This window comes from Notoacmeibacter sp. MSK16QG-6 (assembly GCF_024158145.1).
Classification (GTDB): Bacteria; Pseudomonadota; Alphaproteobacteria; order Rhizobiales; family Rhizobiaceae; genus Notoacmeibacter.
In genome coordinates this window covers 22,745-47,117 of sequence record NZ_JAMYXM010000007.1, presented here as the reverse complement: position 1 = coordinate 47,117, position 24,373 = coordinate 22,745, and the positions used below count along the sequence as shown (strand labels likewise).

Sequence of the window (24,373 nt, the reverse complement as noted above, 5' to 3'; positions counted from 1 at the left end):
GACGGGTCAATGGATCTGGACAGCATCAAAGTCACCTTTTTTCAAGAGTGCGCAGACCAGCTCGCTGAAGTCGAACAGGGCTTCATGACGCTGCAAAGCGATCCGGAAGAGGTGGATTGTGTCCATGCCATCTTTCGGGCGATCCACTCCATCAAGGGTGGCGCTGGTGCGTTCGGCTTCACGGAGCTGGTCGAGTTCGCCCATAAAGTTGAAAACGGTCTCGATGTCATCCGCAACGAGCCGGACCCAGGTCGCGACCCGCGTCTCGATCTGATCGCGTCGGCCTGCGACCAGCTGAGCGACGTCATTGCTGCGACGCGCGATGGCGGAGAAATTCCCGATACGAGCGATTTTGTCGCCAAGCTGTCGGAAGCCTTCGCAGGCGATATTTCGGACGAACCGGAGCCGGAAATCGAATTCGACGCCGTTCCAATCGATCTTACGCCGCTTTCCCTTGAAGAGGCGGCACCAGCCGGGACGACCCATACGATCAACATCAAGCCGACGCTGGCCTTTTATCAGCGCGGCAACGATGTCCAGAAGCTTGCCCGCAATCTGTCTGAACTCGGCGAGCTAAGCGTCGAGACCGATAGCAGCCAGGTACCCAATCTGAGCGGTTTCGACAGTACGAAGACCTATCTCTGCTTCACTCTGCGCCTGACGACCGAGTCGCCCGATGACGAGGTTTCGGACATCATCGAATGGTGCGAGGGCGACTGCGAAATCACCCATTCAATCGATGCTCCGGATGGCGGCGCTTCCGACGACATGCCCGATCTGGACAATCTGCTGGCCGGTTTCGAATCTGCCGAGGGCGATGACGATGAAGCCGAAACAAGCACGGGCGAAGAGCCAGAAATCGCTCTTGAGGCTGTGACCGCTCCCGTCGCCGAGATCGAAACTTTGCCATCGCCAGAAGCCAATTTGCCTTCGCGAGAGGCCAAGGAGCCGACGCCCGCGCAGAAAGACAAGCCGGCAACCTTGAAGACCTCACCGACGATCCGCGTAGAATCTGACCGCGTCGACCGACTGATCAACCTGATGGGTGAAGCTGTCATCAGTCAGGCCATGCTCGCGCAGAGCCTTTCGACGGAAATGGACAATCGCGATTCGCCTTCGCAGAACATGCTGCGCGAAATCGAGCGTCTTATGCGCGAGATTCAGGAAAGCGTGATGGCCATCCGCGCCCAGCCGGTCAAACCCGTTTTCATGCGTATGTCGCGGATCGTGCGCGAAGCGTGCAGTCACACCGGCAAGAAAGCCGTTCTTGCCCTCGAAGGCGAGAACACGGAAGTCGACACCACCGTGATCGAAGGGCTGAGCGATCCGCTGACCCATATGATCCGAAACGCTATCGACCATGGTATCGAAACACCGGAAGACCGCCGCGCCAAGGGCAAGGACGAACAGGGCACGATCAAGCTTTCCGCCTGCCATCAGTCCGGGCGGATCGTCGTTTCGGTCGAGGATGACGGCGCGGGGCTCAACCGCGAGCGGCTTGTCAAAAAGGCGACCGAGAAAGGCATTATCGAGCCAGGCGCCGAGCTGAGCGAGAGCGAGATCGACAATCTGATCTTCGCGCCCGGCTTTTCGACTGCCGAGCAACTCACCGATCTCTCGGGTCGCGGCGTCGGCATGGATGTCGTCCGCCAGTCGATCCAGGCGCTTGGCGGCCGTGTTTCGATCAGCTCCAATCCCGGCCATGGCACGCAGATCCGGCTGAGCCTGCCGCTGACGCTCGCTATTCTTGACGGGATGGTGGTGCGGGCTGCGGACGAGGTCTTCATCGTCCCGCTTTCCTGTGTTCTTGAAACGCTCAGCGTTGCCAAGGAGAACGTTCACGATATTGGCGGCAAGCCGGTCGTAAAGGTCCGCGATACCCTTGTCCCGGTTATCAATATCGCCGCGCGGCTCGGTTTCCGCACGATCGACGAGATGCCGGAGAAAGCGACGCTTCTGATCGTCGAATCGCAGTCTGGCGCGTCGGCCGCTCTCCTTGTGGATCAGTTCGACGGCCAGCAGCAGTTCGTCATCAAATCGCTGGAAGCCAATTTCGGCCGCGTGTCCGATGTCAGTGCCGCGACCATTCTCGGCACCGGGCGGATCGCACTCATTCTCGATGTCGATGAAATTCTCGAAACGGCATTGGGACTTCGTCAAAACAACGGTTCAGTCCTCGTTATGGAAAGGGCAGTGGCATGACTGAAAATCACCACAGCACACGCGAATTCATCGCCTTCATGGTGCAGGGACGTCAGTTCTGCATCGACATAACCTCGATCCGCGAAATTCGCGGATGGAACGATGCGACAAAGCTGCCGCACGTCCCGGACTATGTGGTCGGTGTCGTCAATCTTCGCGGCACCATCCTTCCGATCATCGACGTTTCGGCGCGGTTCGGCCTTGGCGATTGCAAGCCCAGCCCGCAAAGCGTCGTGATCGTGGCCCAGGTGGGCGACCGGATGGCCGGCATGCTGGTCGACAGCGTTTCCGATATTCTTCAGGTGGCGCCGGACGACATTCGCGATCTGCCGGATATGGATACGCCGGTCGGCGCGGAGTATCTACGTCAGGTCATTCTGCATGAAGACGCGATCATCTGCGAAGTGCTGCTGGAGAACATCATCTCCACGACCTTGCAGGATGCTGCCTGATGAGCCTGCCTGCGCCTGCTGAAGTCCTTGCGGCACCGCGGTTGACCGCCGAAGCGTTCGATACGATCCGTCGGATCGTATCGGAACGGGCGGGAATCGAACTGTCGGAAAGCAAGCGCGAACTGGTCTCTGGCCGGTTGGCGCGGCGGCTGCGCGCGCTTAAATGCGGTTCATATGAGGATTATGCCAGGCTTATCGCCTCGCAGGATGGCGCCGATGAATGCCATTCGATGATCTGCGCGGTGACGACCAATGTCACCGATTTCTGGCGCGAGCCGCATCACTTCGAGCATATACGCGATCATGTCGCGGCAGCCGCCATCGCAGACGCCAAGGCAGGCAAGCCCGTGCGCTTCTGGTCGGCAGGCAGTTCGGACGGCCGCGAGGCGTTGTCGCTGGGCGCGACCCTTCTGGACGTCGCCAATGGTAGCCTTGCCGGCGCCGATCTTCGCATTCTGGCCACCGATATCGACACCGATATTCTTCGCAAGGCGCGGATCGGTCAGTATGCGGCAGCCGAGGGCGACAAGCTTCCGCCAGAGTTGCGCCAACGCTGGTTCAGGGAAAACGGAGGTACCGTGGAGCCGGTCGAGGCCCTGCGTAAGCTCGTGCAGTTCAATCCGCTCAACCTGAAGGACAAATGGCCGATGAAACGCCGGTTTCGGGCGATCTTCTGCCGCAACGTCCTGATCTATTTCCCGAACGATCTGCAGGCGCAGCTAATGGAACGGTACGCCGATATGCTGGAGCCGAACGGGTATCTCTATCTCGGTCATTCGGAGCGGCTGCATGGCTCCGTCCTGAAAAAATTCAAACCATGCTGCCCTTCCGGATTTCAGAAAGTGAGCCAGGCCTGATGACACAACGTTACAAGGTTCTCATCGTCGACGATTCGCCGATCATGCAATCGATGATTGCGCTGATCCTGAAGGAAGATCCATCGCTGCAAATCGTCGGCACCGCTGCCGACCCGTTCGAGGCGCGCGACCAGATCAAGGCGCTCAATCCCGATGCGATCACGCTGGACCTCGAAATGCCCAACATGAACGGGCTGGAGTTTCTCAAGCGCATCATGAAACTACGGCCCATGCCGGTCGTCGTGATCTCGGGTCATGCAACCGAGGGTAGCCCTGTCGCATCGGAAGCGTTCCGTCTTGGGGCCAATGCCTGCCTGCCAAAGCCGAATCTTTCGGACGAGCAAGCCATGCAGACCATGCGTCAGGCCGTTCGCGACGCCTGTCTGATGGGTGTTGCGAAGGGCGATAAAGCAAAGCCGCACCTTGCCTCGGCCAAGCCTGCGCCCACCGCCGCGCCTAAAGCTTCCAATGGTTCTGCGCCAGACATTATCGCTCTCGGCTCATCGACCGGCGGCATCGAGGCACTGGAAGCCATTCTTGGCGACTTTGCTGCCGATTGTCCCCCGACCGTCATCACGCAGCATCTGCCGGGCCGTTTTTCCAATGGGCTGGCCGCGCGTCTGGACCGCGCCATACAGCCCCATCTGAAAGTGGCAGAAGACGGAGAAACATTAAAAACTGGTTGTGTCTATCTGGCCCCCGGCGAGGTCGGGCATCTGCATATTCGCGGGCGCAGCGCGCTGACCTGCCATATCGTAGAGGGCGACCCCGTGCAGGGTCACAGGCCGGCGGTCGACGAAATGTTCCGCTCGCTCGCCGCACTGAGCAATTTCTCCATCAGCGCCGCCGTGCTCACCGGAATGGGCGCTGACGGCGCGCAGGGGCTCCTGAGCCTGCGTCAGGCCGGCGCACGAACCTTTGCTCAGGACCAGGCGACGAGCCTGGTTTACGGCATGCCTCGCGTTGCGGCCGAATGCGGAGCCGCGCAACAGGTTCTCCCATTGCAAGCCCTGGCGGATGCATTGCAAGGCCGCCAGGCCATGAAGAAGGTCGTCAATCAATGAGCATTCAAGACATGTTGCACGTTATGGTTGTCGATGACAACGTGACCAGCCGTATGCTGACGGTTGAGATGCTTCAGGGTTTGGGGTTGAAAAACATCCAGCTTGCCAAGGACGGGCGGGACGGCTTCACCAAACTCAATACCAAGCCGGTTCATGTGGTCATTTCCGACCTCTACATGCCAGACGTCGATGGCATGAAGCTGCTGCAGGCGGTGCGGGCGAGCGGCAAGCTCTCCAAGACGGGCTTTATCATGATCACAGGCCGGAAAGACGCCAAGGTCGTCGATCAGGCTCGCAAGCTCGGTGCGAACAATGTGCTAGCCAAGCCGTTCACGCCGGCGGTGCTGAAGGGGGCTCTGGAAGCCGTGGTCGGAAAGTTCGCCTGACATGACGCAGATGGGCTTGCACAAGAAAATCGTCGGTCAAGGCGAGTATGCCGTGACGTCGGATCTCGACGTGACGCTGAGTGCTGTGCTCGGGTCGTGCGTGGCCTGCTGTGCATTCGATCCGGTCAAGGGTCTGGGTGGAATGAATCACATTCTGCTGCCGGGCAATACCGGCGCCAGCGCGGCCGAACAGCGCGGCTATGGCGCGTGGCTGATGGAAATGATGCTCAATGAGATGTTCAAGCGCGGCGCATCGCATAATGATATTCGCCTGAAGCTGTTCGGCGGCGCGCGCATGTTCACGTCGAACTGTCAGCCAGGCGAAGAGAACATCGCGTTTGTCCGCGAGTTCGTCAGGGCCGAAGGTTATCAGGTGGTGGCCGAAGACCTTGGGGGCCAGAAGGCGCGCCGCATCAATTTTCAGGCCGTAACCGGCCGGGCCTGGGTCAAGGCCATTGACGATACGATTGTCGAGCAGTCGGTCAAGCCGCTGCCGGAGCCGGCAACGACCGGCGATGTCGATTTCTTCTGAGGAGTTTGGGTATGGCCGGCGAAATGCGCCTTTTCGACGATAGCAACGATCTCTGGGGTGATGAGGGCGAAGTTGCCAACCATAGCGCCCAGGAACCGATCGCCGTCAGCTTCCGCAAGCTGGTGGGCGTGGTTGCCTCCCAGTTGCGGGACATCGCGGCGCGCCTCGATGTCGATCAGGCCTGGCCGATAGACCAGCTCGATAAACAGTCTCTCGATTTTCTTCAAAATCTCGATCTGCATTCGCAGCAATTGAAGGAAATGGCCGAACTTCTTTCGCACGTCGATGCAATGCCGAAAGCGCAGGACGTGGTCGAGATCGGAACCTGCCTTGAATCCATCGCGCGTCTGATGCGCGAAAGCTGAGCGAACTAACTTCAGAATGATTGGGTGGCGCGGGAAAAGGCTTCGGTCGTCGTCCCAGCTAGCCTGAAAATCTCAGTTGATGAGGCCGTTGCGCAGAGCGTTCGCGACGGCGTGAACCCTGTTGGTGCATTCGAGTTTCTTTGCCGACGAGATGAGATAGTGATTGACCGTGTGTTCGCTCAGACCGACGATCGTCGCAATCTCCGAACTGGTCTTTCCCATCGAGCACCATAGCAGGCATTCGATCTCTCTTGCCGTGAACCGCTCGCGTATGGCGGACACGTCTTCTTCCATCGCTGCTTGAGCGCTCATTCGCCTGCCCCGAATCACTTTCAACTCGAAAGTTGGCTGACGCTACTATCGCGGAGTCATAGGTTGCAACATTTGCAAAGCGCTTATTTTTCGGGCGCGTGCCATAATCGGCAGCAAATGGTGAGGTCAATCGCCAAAATTGCATGGCCTTCGAGGTGCCAGGCAGTCAATCGGTTCAGCCAATTATACTGATTGTTCCAGTCATCATTTTCTTAATTTTTTCTATCCTCCAAATGCAATATTTGAGGCAAATTAAGTCTGCTTTCATCTTTGTATGTGCATCTTATGATTTCAGGGAGGATCGGTACTCAACCCGTTTGGCATTATCGCCAAGCCCTTATTCCGGCGTGTGCGCACGCCTGAACAAGTGTGCAGTTTACCCCCGTTGTAAGAGGTAGGATCAATCGATGCTGAGCAGCAAACATTCCGACGACACCAATATTCTGGCGGCCCTTCACCGCACGCACGCCATCATCGAATTTTCCGTCGATGGGACAATTCAGCGCGCCAACGAGCTCTTTTGCAAGACGATGGGCTATTCCGAAAAAGAGATCATCGGCAAGCATCACTCGCTTTTCGTCCCTGACGAATACAAAACATCGAGCGAATATGCTTCGTTCTGGAAAAATCTTGCAGCCGGCAACGCCGATCACCAGCAATATCAGCGGATTGCGAAAGGCGGGCGGACGGTATGGATCGAAGCGTCATACAATCCGGTTCTGCGCAAAGGCGTGCCTTATAAGGTCGTAAAGATCGCAACAGATATCACCGCTGAGAAGACGAAATCTCTTCAAAATTCGGGCCTGATGGACGCGATCGACCGTTCACAGGCAGTCATCAGCTTTCAGCCGGATGGCACCATTCTCGAGGCCAATGACAATTTTCTTTCGGCCGTCGGCTATTCGATAGAAGAAATTCGCGGCCATCATCACGCCATGTTCTGCGATTCCGCCTACACGAAATCGGCCGAATACAAAGAATTTTGGGAGACCCTTCGCAGCGGCCAGTTCATCGCATCGGAATTCGAGCGGATCGGCAAGGGCGGAAAGCGGGTCTATATTCAGGCCTCCTACAATCCCACTTTCGACGAGCGTGGCAAGGTGACCGGCGTGGTCAAACTTGCGACCGATGTTACCGAACGTGTGGAGAATGTACGGCTTCTCGCGGGCGCCATGCGCGCTTTGGCGGAAGGCGATCTGACACATTCGATTTCCGAGACTTTCGTGCCGGCTCTGCAGCAACTGCGCGACGACTATAACGATACGCTTGTCCAGCTTCGCGAACTGGTGGGCGAGACCCAGTCAAATGCCAACTCGATCAGTTCCAGCTCGCAAGAGGTTCGCATCGCATGTGACGATCTTGCCAAACGGTCGGAGCAGGCAGCCGCCTCTATCGAACGGACGGCAGCGGCGCTGGAAGAGACAAGCACGAATGTCGAGAATGCCAGCAGCCAGGCTCAGGAGGCAGCGGATCTCGCCATGCGCACCCGCAAGAACGCCATGGAGTCCGGTGAGGTGGTCAAGAGCGCGATCACCGCAATGGGACAAATCGAGGAATCGTCTTCCAAGGTCGCCGACATCATAGGGATCATCGACGAGATCGCCTTCCAGACGGGCCTGCTGGCGCTCAATGCTGGAGTCGAGGCGGCGCGGGCCGGTGAAGCCGGTCGCGGTTTCGCTGTAGTGGCGCAGGAAGTGCGCGAACTGGCGCAGCGTTCCTCTACAGCGGCCAAGGAGATCAAAGGCTTGGTCGGCACGTCGGTCGAACAGGTCGATAGCGGTGTGGCGCTGGTCAATCAGGCGGGAGAAGCGCTTCAGCAAATCGTGGCGCAGATTGAGGAAATCGATGAGCGGATTTCATCGATCACGGAGGGCTCCAAGGAGCAGGCCGTCGGCCTCAGGGAAATTTCGCGCTCGGTCAATCAGGTCGATGAAAACGCCCAGCAGAATGCCGCGATGGTGGAAGAAATGACCGCCGCCAGCCACTCTCTGGCGAGCGACGCCGAGAAAACCCAGTCACTGATCGGCCGTTTCAACCTCGGGGAAGAAGGCGCTCGTTCATCAAAGATGACGCCGGCATCGTCCCTTCAGGATGTGTCGAAAAAGCTCCAGGCGGCCGCTTAAATCAAACCTGAAACAGAAGGGCAGGCGGTGCGCGCGCATTGCCTGCCCTTAGTGATTTGAGGAAACTCGAGAAGAGGGCTTGGCGCCGCCCTTTGGCTCGATAAGGTTCTGGCGCGTTTCTGCTGCGGCGAAAATATCCGACTGTAGAGCGACAAGATCGAATTTCATCTCGATATTGAAACGCTCACGTGCGCGCTTTTCCAGATAATCTGCCAGGGTGAAAAGGTCGTCGAATTGGGTGCGGCGGTCTTCGTCAGACGAGGTCGCGATCCATTCGTTGAAGCTGTCCTCAATCGCGAATTGTAGCGGCCGAAGCGCGCCCGCATCATGGCTGGTTGGCAAAACGACAGAAAGAGCAAGCGACTGGTAGCCGACGATCTCTCCATTTGGAGAAATGAGCGGTGCGACCAAGACCGGTAGATCGCGGCTTTCGGCGCTCTGGATATTTGCGGTTCCGCTGGCAACCTCTTCGTGGCCGCCCGATGCTTTATCGATATTGGCTTCAAGCGCGAGCATTTCCGACGATGGCTGTGGAACGGACATGACAAGACCGGCAGCCAATCCTCCGATGCCGAGCAAGCCGAACAGCAGAGATTGCCACATTATCCGTACATGCCCGGCATCATGGAGTAGGTGCCGTCATTTTCCGAATCGCGGGCCATGTCCATCAGCGTGTCGGTCACCTTGCGATTGACGTAGATGCTGATTTCGATCTGACGCCGGTTGGCTGCGATCGCCTTGTTCAGGTCCGACAGCTTGTCCTGATCGATCGCCTTGATCTCATTTTCGTGAAGGCGCGCACCGAGCCGCACGAACTCTGTCAGCAACTGGTTCTTGCGCGTGTTGAACTGCGACAATTCTCCTTCGCCATTGACGCGAAGATATTCCGTTTCTTCGGCCAGGCATCGCGAAATCGAACCGATCAATCGCTCGGCTGCGCCAACACCTTCTGAAGTCAATCTCCTGTCCAATGGATTGTCCTCGCTCACCCGTGGTTCTTGTTTTTAGCCGCTCTGCTGCTGACGCAGCATGCGGAGCGTTATCTTGTCGACGATGGCCGCGCCGTCGGCTGTGCCGGTCCGGACGTCTCCGCTGCTAAGGGCGAAACGCGAGGAGATCGCCTCGGCAATGCCGATTCCTCCGCGCTTGGCGAAGGTCTCGCCAATCTTCTCAGCCTGCATGGAGCGCCACATGTCGCCGGCAAAACCTTCGCCATAAACAGCGCTGGTTTCTTTCGGCATCATTTGCTGGATCATCTGTTGCAGCATCATGGCCTCGAAACGTTGCATAGCCGGGTCCTGATTCTTGCCGACTACCGCAACCTGCTCTGCCGGCGGCTCTCCAGCCATTGCCGTTATCGCCGGGATAGCCGCCGCCGTACCCTTCAGTTCGTTTGTAAAAGCCTGCGCCGTTCTGCCGCTTGCTTCAGCCAAGCCCGCCAGCCGCGCCCGAGCCTGCTCGACAGTCCGGTTATCGGCGGCGCGCGCAACATCGGCGATCAGATCGCCAGGAAAGTCGACAGCCATGGCCCTTCTCCGTGTCTGTTGGCAGCAGTCTAAGCGCCGAAGCTTGCAAGAGACTGGTCATTCGTTCGAGCCAGTCAGAATTCGCTCTTTGAGATGCGCCCAGCCAAATCCTCGTCCCGCGCCTGTTGCTCGCCAATCTGTTCCGTGCGGCGTCGATCGTCCTCAATCGTGTCGATCCAGCGCTCCTCCCTTTTGAGGTCTAGCGATAACGCCTTGATCGATTCGCGAAGCGTGTCCGCCTGCCCGCGAAGCAAAATCCGCCGTTTGCCGATCATGCCGACGAACCGGTCCAGTGACTGATTATCGCGCGTTATCAGTTCCTCGATCTCATCCAACTCGCGTTCGACACCCATCAAAAGAATACGCAGCCGATCACGCTCCTGTTCACGCTGAGCGCGCAGGCGCGAGAGGGTCTTGATCAGTTTTTTGCGGCGGGCGGGCGACTGCATCGGCTGTTCTCACCAACGCCCGATCAGGGCGAGCAGACCATTGCCGAATTGCGAGAGTATGGGCTGAATGGTGAAGGCGGCGAGGAACAGCCCGCCCAGAAGAACAGCCGGAAGCGACATGAAGTACACCGGGATCTGAGGCGTCAGCTTGTTAACAAGCCCCACCGCAAGATTGACGATAATGCCGTAGGCCAGAAAGGGGATGCCAAGGCGAAGTGTCAGCAGAAAGCCGTCCGTCGCAAGATTATTGGCGCGTGTCAGAACCGCTTCTGCCGACATGCCCGTGCCGATCGGCAGAAGCTGATAGGACTGAACCAGCGAAGCGATCACGGCATGATGGAAATTCAATGTGAAGAGAAGGGTTAGCGCCGATAGCGAAATGAACGTTCCGAGCGAGGCCTGGGGCGTGGATTCCGCGACCGCCGGACCGAGCATGCCACCATAGCCGATGGTCATTGCGATTGCCGATGTGATGAACTCAAGAGCGGCCACGACGATCCGCACCGAAAATCCGATAATGACACCGATCATTGTTTCGGTCGCGATCATCCGAAGCAGATTGTCGCTTTCGCCAAGCTTCGCGACGCCTGTGACAGTTGTGACGGATGGAAGTACCGCCGCTGCCAGGGTTATAACGAGCAGCATGCGAACCCGCGGCGGAATACGCGATGAACCGATGCCGGGCAGGATCATCAGGCAACCGCCGATCCGACAAAGTATCAGGAAGAACTCCAGGCCTAGTTGCTGGACCAGGAACGCCAATCGCTCCTCCCAATCTAGCCTATCGAGCCAAGCAGTTTGACCTGCATGCCGCGCGCCAATTCGGAATGGGCGATGACCGGAAGACTTGGATGCAGCCGCTCTAGTATCATCCGCACATAGGGACGCGTTTCCGCCGAAGTCAGCAAGGTGAAGGGGACGCCGCTTTTGGCGTGGCCCGTGATGACGGCTCCGGCGTCGTCCGCAAACTTTTCCAGCGCGGCAGGGTTCATGTCGAAGTCGCGAACCTCGCCATTATTGTCGCGGCGCAGGCTCTCCTGAAAGAGGATGTCCCACTGGGTGCCGAGCCGCAGCACATTCAGCACGCCATTCTTGGACAGATCGCCGCAGATCTGCTGGCTGATGCGCATCCGCACATGCTCGACCAGCTTCTCGGTGCGCCGCATATGCGGCGCGACTTCGGCAACCGCTTCCAAAATGAGATTGAGGTTGCGGATAGAGACGCGGTCGGCCAGCAACATTTTCAGGATTGCCTGAAGGCCGGGATAGGAGAGGTGATTGGTGCAGATATCGTCCGCAAGCTTGCGATATTCCGGTTCAAGCCGGTCGATCAGATGGCGCACAGCCTTGTAGGAAAGAAGCTGCGGCAGATTATTTCGCACCACTTCCGACAGATGCGTCAGAAGAACGCTGACATTGTCGGCCGTCGAGATGCGCCGACGCTTCAATTCGTCGACGAGATGACCCGGCAGGCTCATCGCATCCATGCCGAAGGCCGGCTCCTTCACCTTGACGGAGGGCAGGTCCGCCACCGCTTCTTCGGGGCAGAGCGCCAGAACTTCGCCAAGGCGTAATTCGTAGGAGGCCAAAACGGTGCCGAAGACGCGGATCTGATAGTGACCTGGCGGGATGGTCAGATCGTCCTTGATCGCCACTTCCGGAATGACGAAGCCGTACTCGCTGGCGAATTTCTTACGAATCCGCGACATGCGGAAGGTCAGTTCCTCGTTTTGCGGAAGGAGTGCGACCGAGACCTGTTTGCCCATCACCACTTCGATTTCGCTCACGGTGAGCGAATGCTTCAGCGAGCGGTCGTCGGCCTGCTGCTGCTCGGCGATCTCGGCATCCCGCTCCGTCTTGGCGAGCGCTTCCTTGTCGCGCGCGATGCGCTGGATACGGATGGCCGTTCCGGCGAATACGCCGGCAAGAATGATGAAGGGCAGAAAGGGCAGGCCCGGCATGAAGGCCAGAACGCTCAGCAGCCCCGCGCCGACATAGAGGGCGCGTGGGTAGGCGCCGAGCTGCTTGAACAGGATCACGTCGGCAGAGCCGCGCGTGCCGCCCTTGGAGACGAGAAGGCCGGCAGCCAGGGAGGTGATAAGGGCCGGAATCTGCGAGATCAGACCATCGCCGACAGAGAGTTTGACGAAGACGTCGGCTGCCTCGCCGAAATTCATATCATGACGGCTATAGCCGATGGCGATGCCGCCGAACACGTTGACGGCCGTGATGATGAGGCCGGCCACCGCATCGCCGCGAACGAATTTCGATGCGCCGTCCATGGAACCGAAGAATGAGCTTTCCTCTTCCAGTTCGCGGCGGCGAATCTGGGCTTCTTTTTCGGTGATGATGCCGGCGCCAAGGTCGGCGTCGATGCTCATCTGCTTGCCTGGAATGGCGTCTAGCGTGAACCGTGCGCCGACTTCGGCGATTCGGGTCGCGCCCTTGGTAATGACGATGAAATTGACGACGACGAGGATGAGAAAGACGACCACGCCGATCAGAAAATCGCCGCCCATGACGAATTTGGCGAAGCCGCCGATGACGTGGCCCGCCGCGTTTTCGCCCTCATGGCCTTCAGACAGGATCACGCGCGTTGTGGCGATATTGAGCGACAGACGCAGCATGGTGGCGATAAGCAGCACGGTCGGAAAGGCGGAGAAATCGAGTGGGCGGTCGATCCAGAGCGCCACGAGAAGGATCAGGATCGACAGAGACAGCGAGAGCGCAAGCCCCATATCGATCAGGAAGGACGGGATCGGCAGGAACAGAATGACGAGGATCATTGCCACGCCAACGGCCAGGCCGATGTCGGATCGTTTGGCTGCTACATTGTTGGCAGGGCTGCTGCTGACCAGGCTCAATGGAAACTCCGCACGCTGACGTGGGCAAGGTAGCGGGGCAAGCTTGTGCCTGACTGACGGTATCGTCCCACGGTGCCGTCAGTTACGACGATCAATAGGCTTGTTTCGTTTCAGCGCCGGTCGCTAGTAGGATGACGCTTTCATCGCATGAAAGGATTTCCATGCCGGCTGACGCGCTGATCCATTCCATCTGCGACGCGACCTCGCCTCGCGCGCCAGCGATGATCGTCACCATTTACGGCGATCTTGTCATGCCCAATGGCGGGGTGATGGGCATGGCGACGCTGATCTCGCTTTGCGGACGATTGGGCTTTTCGGAGAGTCTCGTCAGAACAGCCGTTTCCCGGCTCGTGACGGCCAACCGACTGGAAGGCGAACGTCAAGGGCGGCGCAGCTTCTACCGCCTGACGCAGGCGGCGCGAGAAGAATTTTCAGACGTTTCGAAGCGGCTCCACAGCCCATCGTCCACACCCGCAAACTGGATGATTCACATGTCGCCCAGCGCCTCAGCCCTTGCTGCGGCGTCTTCTGGAAAATTAGGGCGGCTGGGCGGCGATCTCTTTCTCGCTCCCGAGCAGAGGGATGGGCCGGTTGAGGCGCAATTGACGTTTGAGGTCGCATCGGTTTCCGACGAGTCTGCTCTTCGTGAGCTTGCCGCCTCGATCTGGCCGCTCGACAATCTCGCCGCGGGCTATCGCGCGTTCGTTCAGCGCTTCTCCGTGTTCGAGACTGGCGATGCGGATATTTCGCCGCAGCAGGCGCTGCTGCTGAGGCTACTGCTGGTGCATGAATTCCGTATGATACTTTTGAGCGATCCCCGTCTGCCAGCAAATGCCCTGCCAGCAGATTGGCCGGGCGATAAGGCGCGCCGTCTTTTCGACGCTCTTCATGACGCACTCTCGGCACGCGCACATCACGCAATCACGCAGCTTTTTGCCGATATGCCAGCGTTCGGTGACGATCCCGATTCCGCCTCACGACCCACGGGTCTCTAGTACCCTCATACTGAAACATCACATATTTTTCGATTTTCTTTTATTATGTGATGTTTAGTGCTATGAGCGTATCTGACGGAGGAGATGTCGCCGAACAAATGCCCCACGAAATAGGGCAATCTGTCATCACTATGGAGGATTTCCATGTACGGCCAGGAACTTGGCGCGAAGGAACGCGACGGTATCGAAGCGGGAACCGAGGAGCTGGAAGCGGCTTTTCAGGCGCGGATCGATCGCGGCGAACGGGTCGAGCCGAAGGACTGGATGCCGGAGCATTATCGTAAGACGCTGATCCGTATGATGGGCCAGCACGCCCATTCGGAAATCGTCGGCCAGTTGCCGGAGGGCAACTGGATTACCCGTGCCCCTACGCTGGAGCGCAAGCAAATTCTGCTGGCAAAGGTACAGGATGAGGCCGGCCACGGGCTCTATCTCTATTCCGCTGCGGAGACCCTTGGCGTCACGCGCGACGATCTGACAGAACAGCTTCTTTCGGGTAAGATGAAGTATTCGTCCATCTTCAACTATCCCACGCTGAGCTGGGCCGATATCGGCGCGGTCGGCTGGCTGGTCGATGGCGCGGCGATCATGAACCAGGTGCCGCTGCAGCGGACCTCCTATGGACCTTATTCGCGCGCGATGATCCGCATCTGCAAGGAAGAGAGTTTCCACCAGCGGCAGGGCTTCGACATCATGCGCAAGATGGCGAACGGCACGAAAGAACAAAAGGATATGGCGCAGGATGCGTTGAACCGCTTCTGGTATCCGTCGCTGATGATGTTCGGCCCCTCCGACAAGGAATCGGTGCACTCCGACCAGTCGATGAAATGGCGCATCAAGATCAACACGAATGACGAGCTTCGCCAGAAGTTCGTCGATCAGACGGTGCCGCAGGCCGAGTTCCTTGGCCTGACCGTTCCGGACGATAAGCTGGCCTGGAATGAGGAAAAGGGCGGCTATGATTTCTCCGAACCGGACTGGGCCGAGTTCTTCGAGGTCATCAAAGGCAACGGTCCCTGTAATGAAGAGCGGATCGAAGCGCGCCGCAAAGCCTGGGACGATGGGGCTTGGTTCCGCGACGCGCTGACCGCCCATGCCGAAAAGCAGGCGCGACGCCGGGCCGAAGGCGCGTTGCAGGCCGCCGAATAATCGACACGGATCATTGGGGAGAAGAGCCATGAGCAAAGAATGGCCGCTCTGGGAGGTTTTCATTCGCGGACAACACGGTCTGAATCACCGTCATGTCGGCAGTCTTCACGCACCCGATGCCGAAATGGCGATCAACAATGCGCGCGACGTCTACACACGCCGCAAGGAAGGCGTTTCGATCTGGGTGGTGAAATCCGTCGACATTACCGCTTCGGCGCCGAGCGAGAAGGGGCCTCTTTTCGATCCCGCCGAGAGCAAGACATATCGGCACCCGACATTCTACGACATCCCCGATGAAGTGGGGCATATGTAATGCCGTCGCTACCGGACATGAATAGCACCGATGTCGTCGGCATGGCTCGCCGCGCGGCCGAACATCAGGCCCCGCGCGACCGCCACATTCACAACGAGGAATTGAAGCCCGCTCTCTTCGAATGGCTGTGCCGGATGGGCGACAGCACGCTTATCCTCGGCCATCGCCTTTCCGAATGGTGCGGGCATGCGCCAGTTCTCGAAGAGGACATCGCGCTTGCCAACGTCGCACTCGATCTGATCGGTCACACGCAGATGTGGCTCGGTCTCGCCGGCGAAGTCGAGTGTGAGGGCCGGGATGCCGACCGGCTGGCCTTTCGGCGCGACGTTGCCCATTTCCGCAATGTTCTTCTCGTGGAAAAACAGAATGGCGATATCGGCTCGACGCTGATGCGCCAGTTCCTGTTCGATGCCTGGCATATCGAGCGGCTGCGCGGGCTAAGCGAATCGTCGAGCGAACGCGTGGCTGAGATCGCAGCCAAGGCCTTCAAAGAGGTGAGCTACCATGTCGACCGGTCGGCCGATCTCGTGATCCGGCTTGGCGATGGCACCGATGAAAGCCATCGGCGAATGCAGAAGGCGCTCGATTCGCATTGGACTTACGCCAATGAGATGTTCACCGACGATGGGGTGGACGAGGCGGTCGCTGAGGTCGGTATCGCGGCGCGCTCGTCTGAGCTCAAGCCAGCATGGGACAGGCTGGTTGACGAAGTTTTTGCTGAGGCCACGCTGGTTCGTCCCGATAATGACTACGCCCGTAGCGGCGGCAAGAACGGCCAGCGCCATACCGAGCATCTCGGCCATCTTCTGGCGGAGATGCAGTTCCTCCAGCGGGCTTATCCCGACGCGAGCTGGTGATGACGACCACCACGCTTCCATGCATCGAAGACGTCTGGGCCTGGCTGTCGGAAGTGCCCGATCCAGAAATTCCGGTGATTTCTGTGACGGATCTCGGCATCGTTCGGGACGTGTATTTCGACGGCGAAACGCTGGTCGTTGCCGTCACGCCGACCTATTCGGGTTGTCCGGCGACGTCGATTATCGAACTCGATATCGAAACCGCGCTTGCCCGGCGGGGTCTCGAGAAAGTTCGCATCGAGCGGCGAATATCGCCGCCATGGAGTACGGACTGGATCGGCGATGAAGCGCGCGAGAAGCTGCGGACCTATGGCATTGCTCCACCTGACAAAAGCGGCGCGCAGTCTGGCGGCGCAGTTCGAGCAGCGCGTTACTTTGGCGGTGCGGCTTTGAGCATCGCCTGCCCGCGCTGCGGCTCCACCGAGACCGAGAAGGTCAGCCAGTTCGGTTCGACGCCTTGCAAGGCCGCTTATCGCTGCAAGAGCTGCCTCGAACCGTTCGATTATTTCAAATGCATCTGAGTGAGACGCGATGAGCCGATTCATGCCACTGATGGTGACAGGGGTAGAGCGCGACACGCGCGATTCCGTGATCGTTTCGCTTCAGCCGCGCGATGAGGATCGCGGCCATTTCTGTTTCACGCAGGGCCAGTACCTGACCTTCCGCCGCATGTTCGGTGAGGATGAGCTACGTCGTTCCTATTCGATCTGCGCCGGCTGCGACGATCCGGTTCTTCGTGTCGGGATCAAACGGGTGGATGGCGGCGCCTTCTCCACTTTCGCCAATGAAGAACTTAAGGTCGGCGATACGCTGGATGCTATGCCCCCACAGGGTCGTTTCAATGCGCCGATCGATGCGGACAATACGCGCCATTATGTCGGTTTCGCTGCTGGCTCCGGTATCACACCGGTCCTCTCCATCATCCGCACGATCCTGAAGCGCGAGCCGCAGTCGCGTTTCACGCTGGTCTACGCCAATCGGCAGGTCAATTCGATCATGTTCCGCGAAGAATTGGAGGATTTGAAGAACCTGCATCTCGGACGTCTGTCGATCCTTCACATTCTGAAATCCGAAGCGGAGGATAGCGAAGTGTTCGGCGGGCGGATCGACCGCGAAAAGCTGGATAAACTCTTTGAGCTTTGGATCGATCCGGGGGCGATCGACACCGCTTTCATCTGCGGGCCCGAAGCGTTGATGCTGACTATTGCGGGCGCTTTGCGCGATCACGGTCTGGACGATAGCCAGATCAAATTCGAACTGTTCGCCTCCAGCCAGCCTGGCCGTGCCGCGAAGCGGGCAGTATCGAGCCAGCAGGCGCAGAGCGAAGGAGACACGGAAGCGACGATCACGCTGGACGGAACGACGCGGTCCTTCGCCATGAGAAGGGATGTCAGCCTTCTCGATGCCGCGCTCCAACACGATATTGACGCGCCGTATTCCTGCAAAGCCGGTGTGTGTTCGACCTGCCGGGCCAAGGTGTTGGAAGGCGATGTCGACATGGAGACAAACCACGCTTTGGAGGATTATGAAGTGCGCGCCGGATACGTGCTCTCCTGCCAGTGTTACCCCATGAGCGACAAAGTCGTTCTTTCCTATGATGAGTGAGGGGTCGACCGATGAGCAGTATGGCAAACATCGACGACTATCTGGCGCAGGGTGGGGTGCTGACATCGCCCGACAATGTGCCGCCCCGCTATCGTGGTGAGTTGCTGCGGCTGATGTCGTCCTTCGTCGACAGCGAACTGGCTGGCTCCGCAGGTTTTGCCGACGCCATCAACATGGCGCCCGGCATCAAGGAGCGGATCGCCGCCAGCCGGATCGTTCTGGAGAAAACCGATCACGCCGAGCGGGTGCTCGACCTGATGGCCGAGTTCGGCACCGACAAGGCGCGCTATAACAGCGCCCATGACTGGGCTGCGCGACTCGACCGCGACGCCAAAGTCGCTGCGCGCCGACAGGGCGCGGACATGCGGTTGGCCGTTTTTCATCTGCCATTGCAAGGCTGGATTGACGCCGTCGCGATGAACGTTCTCATGGGCCTGGCGACCGACATTCATCTGGCTGAGATGGCCAAGGTTTCTTACGCGCCGCTGGCCGAGACCATCCGCGACATCCGGCCCCGCGAAAAGCGCCATACGGAGCTCGGCATCGAGGAGCTGGGCAAGGTGGTTGCCGATGAGACAGGTCGTGAGGAGGCGTGTGTCTCGGTTGCCTACTGGCGGCCGCGCGTGGCCGATACGTTCGGCGAAGCGCAGTCGCAGGGGTTCGAGCGGTTGCGTGCAATGGGCTTGCGTTCGCGTCCAAACGACGAACTACTTCATGAATGGCAGGCGGTGGCCAATCGGCAATTGCAGGAGCTTGGCCTCGCATAGAGGCTCTCTGCTTACTGCCGGACGGGAGACCGGTATATGGTGAGGAAAATATGATGGAACGAGAGGTTGTAACCTCCGTGGAATCCGGCGCCGCCGGCGATGCTGGGCTAGCACGTAATTTCAGCCTTGCCGAACCGCCTGCCGGGTTCGTCGACGATCCCTATCCGACCTATAGGGCGTTGCTCGCCCATGCGCCGGTCAGGAAGCTGGGCGAGAATAGCTACCTGCTCAGCCGCCATGCGGACCTCACGAGCGTTTACAAGGACACCACTCTCTATTCCTCCGATAAGACGGTCGAGTTCGGCGAGAAATACGGTGATGCGCCGCTTTTCCAGCATCACACGACAAGTCTTGTCTTTAACGATCCGCCGCTGCATACCCGTGTCCGCTCGATCCTTGCCGGCGCGCTTAATCCACGCGCGGTCTCAGCGCTGGAAAGCGATGTCGAGGCACTGGTCGGCCGGCTGCTGGACGATCTTGAGTCTAAAGCCGGGTGCGGTGAGACCGTCGATCTAATCGAGGACTTCGCTTCCGCCATTCCGGTCGAAGTGATCGGCAATCTGCTTGCCGTGCCGCATGATGAGCGCGGACCCTTGCGCGACTGGTCGCTCTCCATTCTCGGCGCGCTGGAGCCAGTTCTGAGCGAGGAGGAAGAGCGTCGCGGCAACCGGGCCGTGACGGAATTTCTCGCCTATCTTGAAACACTGGTGGCGCGGCGGCGCGAGCAGCCGGGCGATCCCGAAAAGGACATGCTGACCCGGCTGATACAGGGCGAGAAGAGCGGCGAAAAGCTGTCTGAAAAAGAACTATTGCAGAACTGCATCTTCATCCTCAATGCGGGCCATGAGACCACCACCAATTTGATCGGCAACGGATTGGAACTGCTCGACCGCTTCGCCGACCAGCGCCAGCGTCTGCTCGACGACCCGTCCCTGATCCGCACGGCAGTCGAAGAAATGCTGCGTTATGAGTCGTCGAACCAGCTTGGCAACCGGATGACGACTGTACCGGTCACATTCGACGGGGTTGAGATGCCAGCCGGCACCTTCCTTACGCTGTGCATCGGCGCAGCCAATCGCGATCCGACGATCTTTGACGAGCCCGACCGGTTCGACATTGGACGACGGCCGAACCGGCATCTGGCCTTCGCTTCCGGGCCGCATCAATGTATCGGCATGAGCGTTGCCCGGATGGAAGGGCAGACCGCGATTGCGCGCTTTCTCGACCGATTTCCAGCCTACAGTCTCAGCGGTGGCGCGGTCCGAAGCCGGCGTCTGCGGTTTCGCGGGTTCCTAAAGCTGCCGGCGAGACTGCAAGCCTGAGAGCGAGCCGTCTGCTGGCAGTACTGGGCGCTTCAGGGAACGAATCGGGCCGACTGGAATTGGATTCGCATTAAAGCCGCATTCGCGGCCGGTTGCATCGCGTTCATTGTCGGAGAAGCGTTCATGGCACCTCGCCCTGTCTGGAAAGGTCAGCTTCGCCTGTCGCTGGTCTCGATCCCCATCGAGCTATACACCGCCACGAAGACGGCCTCAAAAATCAGCTTCCGGCAAATTCACGAGCCGTCTGGCAAGCCGGTTTCCTATCAGAAGACGGTGGCCGGGATCGGGCCGATCGACACGGCGGACATCGTCAAGGGATATGAAACGGACGATGGCGAATATGTGCTGATCGACCCGGACGAGGTCGATGCGATCAAGCTGGAGACCAAGAAGACCTTGGAACTCGTACAGTTCGTCGGCTCCTGCGAAATCCCGCCGCTCTATTTCGACAAGCCTTATTACGTCACGCCGACCGATGAACTGGCGCAGGATGCCTATCGCGTCGTGCGCGATGCGCTGCGCCAGAGCGAAAAAGTCGGCCTCGGCCAGCTTTCCATGCGCGGCAAGGAATATCTTGTCGCGATCAAGCCCTGCGGTGACGGGCTGCTTCTGGAGACGCTGCACTATGCCGAGGAGATCCGGAATGCCGAGCCGATCTTCTCGGAAATCAAGGATGAAAAGATAGACGACGATCTGCTTGATGTCGCCACCACGCTGATCGACCGCAAGACCGCGCCTTTCGACGCGTCCTCCTTCACCGACAATTATGCCGATGCGCTGCGGGAATTGGTCGAAGCGAAGGTGTCGGACAAGAAGGGCGCGCGCGTGCCGGTGAAGGATGGCGAAACCACTTCCAGTGGGAAGGGTGGCGACAATGTCGTCGATCTGATGGCCGCCCTGAAGGCTAGCCTCGACAAGGCGGACGACACGAAGTCCAAGAAGTCCTCCGGAAGTTCCAGCAAATCGAAGCCGTCTTCCTCGCGTAGCCGGAAGAAGGCATCATAAGCGATGGCGAGCCGCCGTGAGCAGGCCGCTGAGGCGCTGAAGGCTTACGACGAGAAGCGCGACTTTTCGAAGACGGCCGAGCCGTCATCCTCGTCGAAGACCAATGTGCCGCCGTCGCTGCATTTTCTGGTGCAGAAGCACGATGCGACGCGGCTTCACTATGATTTCCGCCTCGCCTGGAACGGCGTGCTGCTCTCCTGGGCGGTGACGCGCGGGCCGAGCCTCGATCCCGGCGAAAAGCGCCTTGCGGTCCGGACGGAGGATCACCCGCTGTCTTACGGTGATTTCGAAGGCACGATACCGAAGGGCCAGTATGGCGGCGGCACGGTGATGCTGTGGGATCACGGGGCGTTCGCGCCGCTTGCCGATTTCGAAGAGGGCCTCGCCGAGGGCAAGCTGAAATTCGAGCTCTTCGGCCAGCGCATGGTGGGCGGCTGGACACTGGTGAAGATGAAGGGCCGCCCCAGCGAAAAGCGCGAGAACTGGCTGCTGATCAAGGAGCGCGACGGCCACGCGGTCGATGAGGACGCCGAGGGGCTGATCGAGCGCAACACGCTTTCGGTGAAAACCGGGCGGACGTTGAAGCAGATCGCCGACGGCGCGAAAGCCAGGGACCTGCCGGAGAAGGGCAGGGCGGCGCGGCAGGCGCTTCCGGCGCAGAACAAAGGGCGGGCCAAGCGCAAAACAGGCAAGCTGCCGCCCTTTCGCGAGCCGCAACTGGCGACGCTGGTCGACGATGCGCCTGAGGGCGAGGACTGGCTGCACGAGACGAAATATGACGGCTATCGCTGCATCGCCGCAATCGGCGGCGGCGAGGTGCATCTCTGGACGCGCAACGGCAAGGACTGGACGGAGCGCTACAAGGGTGTGCCGGATGCGCTCGTGGCGCTCTCCTGCAAAAGCGCGATGATCGATGGCGAGATCGTCTCGCTGCATGGCGGCAGGGGCAGCGCCTTTTCGGCGCTTCAGGCCGATCTGGAGGCCGGCGCGCCGCTGCGCCTGCAGGCCTTCGATCTGCTGGAACTGGACGGCAAGGATTTGACCGATCTGCCGTTGACCGAGCGCAAAGAAAAACTGGAAGCGCTGATCGCCGATGGGCCTGAAAGCGTTGCGCTCGGCTATTCGGAGCACATTGCCGGCGACGGTCCGGCGGTCTTCAAGGCGATTGCGAAGGCCGGCGGCGAAGGCATTATCAGCAAGAAGGCCGACGCCAAATATAGGAGCGGCCGCAACCGCAATTTCCTGAAGATCAAGGCGGAGAAGCGCCAGGAATTCGTGATCGGCGGCTGGAGCGAGAGCGACAAGAAGGGGAGAGCCTTTTCCTCCCTCCTGCTCGGCGTGTTCGATGGCGACGATCTCGTCTATCGCGGTCGTGTCGGTTCCGGTTTCAACGAGGCGTCGATGGATGAGCTTGCAGCGGCGATGAAGCCACTTTCGCGGAAGACCATGCCGTTTACGGCGGTGCCGCGCGAATTCCGCAAGGGCGCGCATTGGGTGACGCCGAAGCTCGTTGCCGAGGTCAAGTTCGCCGAGCTGACTGCCGACGGTCATATCCGCCATGGCGTCTTTCTCGGCCTCCGCAAGGATAAGCCCGCCGACGCTGTCGTGGACGAGAAAACGGCCGGCGCCGCCGAGGCGTCGATCGATGAGGTGACGGAGATGGGAGCCACGAAAGGCCGGGCCGGCGGCAAGGCGAAAGCGTCCTCTCCCTCGTCACCGAAGAAAGCCGGCGGCGACAAGGTTGCCGGCATCACCATCACCAGCGACAAGCGCGTCATCTTCGACGATGCCAAATGGACCAAGCGCGACGTGGCCGAATGGGCCGACGCCGCCGGGGAGCGCCTGTTTGAGCTGGCGGGCAAGCGGCCGCTCTCGCTTGTTCGCTGTCCGGGGGGTGTGCGGGGCGGTAAGGAATGCTTCTTCCAGAAGCATTACGAAGGCAGCTTTCCGCCCGGCATCGGCGCGGTGAAGGTCACCGAAAGCGACGGCGACACGGCCGATTATCTGATGGTCGAGACGCCGCAGGGCTTCGTCGCCGCCGCGCAGATGGGCACGATCGAGTTCCACCCCTGGATCGCGGCGGCCGACAGGCTCGACAAGCCGGACCGCATCATCTTCGATCTCGATCCCGACGAGGGCCTCGGCTGGGGCGACGTGAAGAGCGCCGCCACGGATCTGCGCGATCTCCTCGCCGATCTCGGCATCGCCACCGTGCCCGTCGTCACCGGCGGCAAGGGCATCCATGTCACGGCGCGGCTGCGGCGCATCGCCGATTACGACACGGTGACGCTGTTCGCCCAGACGCTCGCCGCCTATCTCGGCGACAGCCAGCCGAAGCGCTTCACCGCCAATATGCGCAAGGCCAAGCGCGGCGGGCGCATTTTCGTCGACTGGCTGCGCAACCAGCGCGGCGCGACCGCCGCCAGCCCCTATTCGCTTCGGGCGCGCAAGGGCGGGCCGCTCGCCATGCCGGTCACGTGGGACGAACTGCAGGGCCTGAAGGCGGCCAACACATTCGATCTTTCCAATGGCTACGAGCGGCTCGACGCGCCATGCCCGCTGATCGACGGCACGGAGCTGCAGAGTATCGGCAAGCCGCAGGTGGAGGGGTTGGAGAAACTGATGAGCGGGTAAACTCCGACCCGATTGTCCTTTCCATGAATTTATTCACAGTGCTCTGAGCGCCCGCACACTGTCATCCGATCGAACGGATGAATGGTGGCTTGGATAGGTGCCTGACAACGGACTTGACCGCCTGCGCTCGGACGCTGCGCTGAACCGTGCGCGTTTTGCGGTTGCCGCTGCTGCTTGGCAGGAAGCGAAGCGCCAGACTTTTGCTGCTGACGACGCCCTGCGTCGCGCATTCGCAATGCGCCTCGACGCTGCGGCAGCCAAGAACGACCGCATGCTATTGCGAACTGTTGGCGGCAAGTTCACGCCGCCGCTGACGCGTGACGATCTGCCGGATGTCGCTGAGGCGCGGGCAGCGGCGCTCACGGAATGGGACCAGCGCAACGCATCGCTCGCCTTTCAGGCAGACGCCGATCCGGAGCGTGAGGCAGCCCGGCGGGCGCGCATGGAATGGCGGCTTCTCCAGCGCTTTGCTGTGCGTATCAATGCTGAACGACAGCAGGAACTTGGCATCGATCAATATGTTTGGCGCAGCCGCGACGATGCTGATGTCCGGCCCCTGCATGCCACACATGACGACAAGGTGTTCGACTGGGA

The 24,373-nt window shown here is 59.7% G+C and carries 24 protein-coding genes and 2 pseudogenes; 19 read left to right on the top strand and 7 right to left on the bottom strand.

Annotated features, from left to right (window positions below; all coding sequences use genetic code 11):
- Positions 1–9 precede the first annotated feature (9 nt).
- The 7 genes from NIM86_RS15880 to NIM86_RS15850 are packed head-to-tail and all read left to right on the top strand — an operon-like array spanning position 10 to position 5,858.
- On the top strand, positions 10–2,202 hold the full coding sequence (locus NIM86_RS15880; RefSeq protein ID WP_253383566.1) for a chemotaxis protein CheA: 2,193 nt from the start codon (positions 10–12) through the stop codon (positions 2,200–2,202).
- Positions 2,199–2,654, top strand: coding sequence for a chemotaxis protein CheW (locus tag NIM86_RS15875; protein WP_253383564.1), 456 nt, complete (start codon positions 2,199–2,201; stop codon positions 2,652–2,654). The genes NIM86_RS15880 and NIM86_RS15875 overlap by 4 nt, the downstream gene beginning before the upstream one ends.
- Complete coding sequence (locus NIM86_RS15870; RefSeq protein ID WP_253383562.1) at positions 2,654–3,511, top strand: protein-glutamate O-methyltransferase CheR; 858 nt, start codon at positions 2,654–2,656, stop codon at positions 3,509–3,511. The genes NIM86_RS15875 and NIM86_RS15870 overlap by 1 nt, the downstream gene beginning before the upstream one ends.
- Entirely contained in the window at positions 3,511–4,575 is a 1,065-nt protein-coding gene (gene cheB / locus NIM86_RS15865) for a chemotaxis-specific protein-glutamate methyltransferase CheB (protein ID WP_253383560.1), read from the top strand. The genes NIM86_RS15870 and cheB overlap by 1 nt, the downstream gene beginning before the upstream one ends.
- Positions 4,572–4,961, top strand: coding sequence for a response regulator (locus NIM86_RS15860; protein WP_253383559.1), 390 nt, complete (start codon positions 4,572–4,574; stop codon positions 4,959–4,961). The genes cheB and NIM86_RS15860 overlap by 4 nt, the downstream gene beginning before the upstream one ends.
- A 1-nt stretch (position 4,962) precedes the next feature.
- Entirely contained in the window at positions 4,963–5,493 is a 531-nt protein-coding gene (locus tag NIM86_RS15855; protein WP_253383558.1) for a chemotaxis protein CheD, read from the top strand.
- A gap of 11 nt (positions 5,494–5,504) precedes the next feature.
- The gene (locus tag NIM86_RS15850; RefSeq protein WP_253383557.1) at positions 5,505–5,858 is read left to right on the top strand and encodes a hypothetical protein; all 354 of its coding nucleotides are present in this window, start codon (positions 5,505–5,507) and stop codon (positions 5,856–5,858) included.
- 72 nt (positions 5,859–5,930) lie between these two features.
- Here NIM86_RS15850 and NIM86_RS15845 read toward each other — a convergent pair.
- Positions 5,931–6,116, bottom strand: a pseudogene (locus NIM86_RS15845) (helix-turn-helix transcriptional regulator); the annotation flags it as partial.
- Between the two features lie 461 nt (positions 6,117–6,577).
- Between NIM86_RS15845 and NIM86_RS15840 the strand changes: the two are divergent.
- Positions 6,578–8,293: a methyl-accepting chemotaxis protein gene (locus tag NIM86_RS15840; RefSeq protein ID WP_253383556.1), complete on the top strand. Its 1,716-nt coding sequence runs from the start codon at positions 6,578–6,580 to the stop codon at positions 8,291–8,293.
- A 48-nt stretch (positions 8,294–8,341) separates the two neighbouring features.
- Here the strand turns inward: NIM86_RS15840 and NIM86_RS15835 are convergent, their stop codons facing one another.
- From NIM86_RS15835 to flhA, 6 genes are all read right to left on the bottom strand, one after another.
- On the bottom strand, positions 8,342–8,896 hold the full coding sequence (locus NIM86_RS15835) for a hypothetical protein (protein ID WP_253383555.1): 555 nt from the start codon (positions 8,894–8,896) through the stop codon (positions 8,342–8,344).
- Positions 8,896–9,264, bottom strand: coding sequence for a hypothetical protein (locus NIM86_RS15830; RefSeq protein WP_253383554.1), 369 nt, complete (start codon positions 9,262–9,264; stop codon positions 8,896–8,898). Before NIM86_RS15830 ends, NIM86_RS15835 begins: the two co-directional genes overlap by 1 nt.
- 33 nt (positions 9,265–9,297) lie before the next feature.
- The gene (locus NIM86_RS15825) at positions 9,298–9,819 is read right to left on the bottom strand and encodes a rod-binding protein (protein ID WP_253383552.1); all 522 of its coding nucleotides are present in this window, start codon (positions 9,817–9,819) and stop codon (positions 9,298–9,300) included.
- Positions 9,820–9,893: 74 nt separating this feature from the next.
- Positions 9,894–10,268, bottom strand: a complete 375-nt coding sequence (locus NIM86_RS15820; RefSeq protein ID WP_253383550.1) for a hypothetical protein — start codon at positions 10,266–10,268, stop codon at positions 9,894–9,896.
- Positions 10,269–10,277: 9 nt separating this feature from the next.
- Entirely contained in the window at positions 10,278–11,030 is a 753-nt protein-coding gene (locus NIM86_RS15815; RefSeq protein WP_253383548.1) for a flagellar biosynthetic protein FliR, read from the bottom strand.
- Between the two features lie 14 nt (positions 11,031–11,044).
- Entirely contained in the window at positions 11,045–13,132 is a 2,088-nt protein-coding gene (gene flhA, locus NIM86_RS15810) for a flagellar biosynthesis protein FlhA (RefSeq protein WP_371872925.1), read from the bottom strand.
- Positions 13,133–13,293: 161 nt separating this feature from the next.
- Here flhA and NIM86_RS15805 point away from each other — a divergent pair, with 161 nt between their 5' ends.
- The 11 genes and pseudogenes from NIM86_RS15805 to NIM86_RS17290 all read left to right on the top strand — a co-directional run.
- Positions 13,294–14,127 carry a PaaX family transcriptional regulator C-terminal domain-containing protein gene (locus NIM86_RS15805; RefSeq protein WP_253383546.1) on the top strand — a complete coding sequence of 278 codons (834 nt, stop codon included), beginning with the start codon at positions 13,294–13,296 and terminating at the stop codon, positions 14,125–14,127.
- A gap of 144 nt (positions 14,128–14,271) precedes the next feature.
- Positions 14,272–15,276 carry a 1,2-phenylacetyl-CoA epoxidase subunit PaaA gene (gene paaA, locus NIM86_RS15800; RefSeq protein WP_253383545.1) on the top strand — a complete coding sequence of 335 codons (1,005 nt, stop codon included), beginning with the start codon at positions 14,272–14,274 and terminating at the stop codon, positions 15,274–15,276.
- A gap of 28 nt (positions 15,277–15,304) precedes the next feature.
- Entirely contained in the window at positions 15,305–15,589 is a 285-nt protein-coding gene (gene paaB, locus NIM86_RS15795) for a 1,2-phenylacetyl-CoA epoxidase subunit PaaB (protein ID WP_253383544.1), read from the top strand.
- Positions 15,589–16,446, top strand: a complete 858-nt coding sequence (paaC, locus tag NIM86_RS15790) for a 1,2-phenylacetyl-CoA epoxidase subunit PaaC (RefSeq protein WP_253383543.1) — start codon at positions 15,589–15,591, stop codon at positions 16,444–16,446. The genes paaB and paaC overlap by 1 nt, the downstream gene beginning before the upstream one ends.
- Positions 16,446–16,967, top strand: a complete 522-nt coding sequence (gene paaD / locus NIM86_RS15785) for a 1,2-phenylacetyl-CoA epoxidase subunit PaaD (RefSeq protein ID WP_253383542.1) — start codon at positions 16,446–16,448, stop codon at positions 16,965–16,967. Before paaC ends, paaD begins: the two co-directional genes overlap by 1 nt.
- Positions 16,968–16,977: 10 nt before the next feature.
- The gene (locus tag NIM86_RS15780; RefSeq protein WP_253383541.1) at positions 16,978–18,051 is read left to right on the top strand and encodes a 2Fe-2S iron-sulfur cluster-binding protein; all 1,074 of its coding nucleotides are present in this window, start codon (positions 16,978–16,980) and stop codon (positions 18,049–18,051) included.
- Positions 18,052–18,062: 11 nt separating this feature from the next.
- Complete coding sequence (locus tag NIM86_RS15775; protein ID WP_253383539.1) at positions 18,063–18,818, top strand: Phenylacetic acid catabolic protein; 756 nt, start codon at positions 18,063–18,065, stop codon at positions 18,816–18,818.
- 53 nt (positions 18,819–18,871) lie between these two features.
- On the top strand, positions 18,872–20,140 hold the full coding sequence (locus tag NIM86_RS15770; RefSeq protein WP_371872931.1) for a cytochrome P450: 1,269 nt from the start codon (positions 18,872–18,874) through the stop codon (positions 20,138–20,140).
- 123 nt (positions 20,141–20,263) lie between these two features.
- Positions 20,264–21,145, top strand: a complete 882-nt coding sequence (locus tag NIM86_RS15765; protein WP_253383537.1) for a Ku protein — start codon at positions 20,264–20,266, stop codon at positions 21,143–21,145.
- 3 nt (positions 21,146–21,148) lie between these two features.
- Positions 21,149–23,779, top strand: coding sequence for a DNA ligase D (ligD, locus tag NIM86_RS15760; RefSeq protein ID WP_253383536.1), 2,631 nt, complete (start codon positions 21,149–21,151; stop codon positions 23,777–23,779).
- A 235-nt stretch (positions 23,780–24,014) separates the two neighbouring features.
- Positions 24,015–24,371: pseudogene (locus NIM86_RS17290) on the top strand (hypothetical protein); the annotation flags it as partial.
- Between the last annotated feature and the right edge of the window lie 2 nt (positions 24,372–24,373).

Excerpts from the sequence above, each read along its gene's own strand:
- NIM86_RS15880 (WP_253383566.1), top strand. The coding sequence starts at position 10 with ATGGATCTGGACAGCATCAAAGTCACCTTTTTTCAAGAGTGCGCAGAC.
- NIM86_RS15875 (WP_253383564.1), top strand. The coding sequence starts at position 2,199 with ATGACTGAAAATCACCACAGCACACGCGAATTCATCGCCTTCATGGTG.
- NIM86_RS15870 (WP_253383562.1), top strand. The coding sequence starts at position 2,654 with ATGAGCCTGCCTGCGCCTGCTGAAGTCCTTGCGGCACCGCGGTTGACC.
- cheB (WP_253383560.1), top strand. The coding sequence starts at position 3,511 with ATGACACAACGTTACAAGGTTCTCATCGTCGACGATTCGCCGATCATG.
- NIM86_RS15860 (WP_253383559.1), top strand. The coding sequence starts at position 4,572 with ATGAGCATTCAAGACATGTTGCACGTTATGGTTGTCGATGACAACGTG.
- NIM86_RS15855 (WP_253383558.1), top strand. The coding sequence starts at position 4,963 with ATGACGCAGATGGGCTTGCACAAGAAAATCGTCGGTCAAGGCGAGTAT.
- NIM86_RS15850 (WP_253383557.1), top strand. The coding sequence starts at position 5,505 with ATGGCCGGCGAAATGCGCCTTTTCGACGATAGCAACGATCTCTGGGGT.
- NIM86_RS15840 (WP_253383556.1), top strand. The coding sequence starts at position 6,578 with ATGCTGAGCAGCAAACATTCCGACGACACCAATATTCTGGCGGCCCTT.
- NIM86_RS15835 (WP_253383555.1), bottom strand. The coding sequence starts at position 8,896 with ATGTGGCAATCTCTGCTGTTCGGCTTGCTCGGCATCGGAGGATTGGCT.
- NIM86_RS15825 (WP_253383552.1), bottom strand. The coding sequence starts at position 9,819 with ATGGCTGTCGACTTTCCTGGCGATCTGATCGCCGATGTTGCGCGCGCC.
- NIM86_RS15820 (WP_253383550.1), bottom strand. The coding sequence starts at position 10,268 with ATGCAGTCGCCCGCCCGCCGCAAAAAACTGATCAAGACCCTCTCGCGC.
- NIM86_RS15805 (WP_253383546.1), top strand. The coding sequence starts at position 13,294 with ATGCCGGCTGACGCGCTGATCCATTCCATCTGCGACGCGACCTCGCCT.
- paaA (WP_253383545.1), top strand. The coding sequence starts at position 14,272 with ATGTACGGCCAGGAACTTGGCGCGAAGGAACGCGACGGTATCGAAGCG.
- paaB (WP_253383544.1), top strand. The coding sequence starts at position 15,305 with ATGAGCAAAGAATGGCCGCTCTGGGAGGTTTTCATTCGCGGACAACAC.
- paaC (WP_253383543.1), top strand. The coding sequence starts at position 15,589 with ATGCCGTCGCTACCGGACATGAATAGCACCGATGTCGTCGGCATGGCT.
- paaD (WP_253383542.1), top strand. The coding sequence starts at position 16,446 with ATGACGACCACCACGCTTCCATGCATCGAAGACGTCTGGGCCTGGCTG.
- NIM86_RS15780 (WP_253383541.1), top strand. The coding sequence starts at position 16,978 with ATGAGCCGATTCATGCCACTGATGGTGACAGGGGTAGAGCGCGACACG.
- NIM86_RS15775 (WP_253383539.1), top strand. The coding sequence starts at position 18,063 with ATGAGCAGTATGGCAAACATCGACGACTATCTGGCGCAGGGTGGGGTG.
- NIM86_RS15770 (WP_371872931.1), top strand. The coding sequence starts at position 18,872 with ATGGAACGAGAGGTTGTAACCTCCGTGGAATCCGGCGCCGCCGGCGAT.
- NIM86_RS15765 (WP_253383537.1), top strand. The coding sequence starts at position 20,264 with ATGGCACCTCGCCCTGTCTGGAAAGGTCAGCTTCGCCTGTCGCTGGTC.
- ligD (WP_253383536.1), top strand. The coding sequence starts at position 21,149 with ATGGCGAGCCGCCGTGAGCAGGCCGCTGAGGCGCTGAAGGCTTACGAC.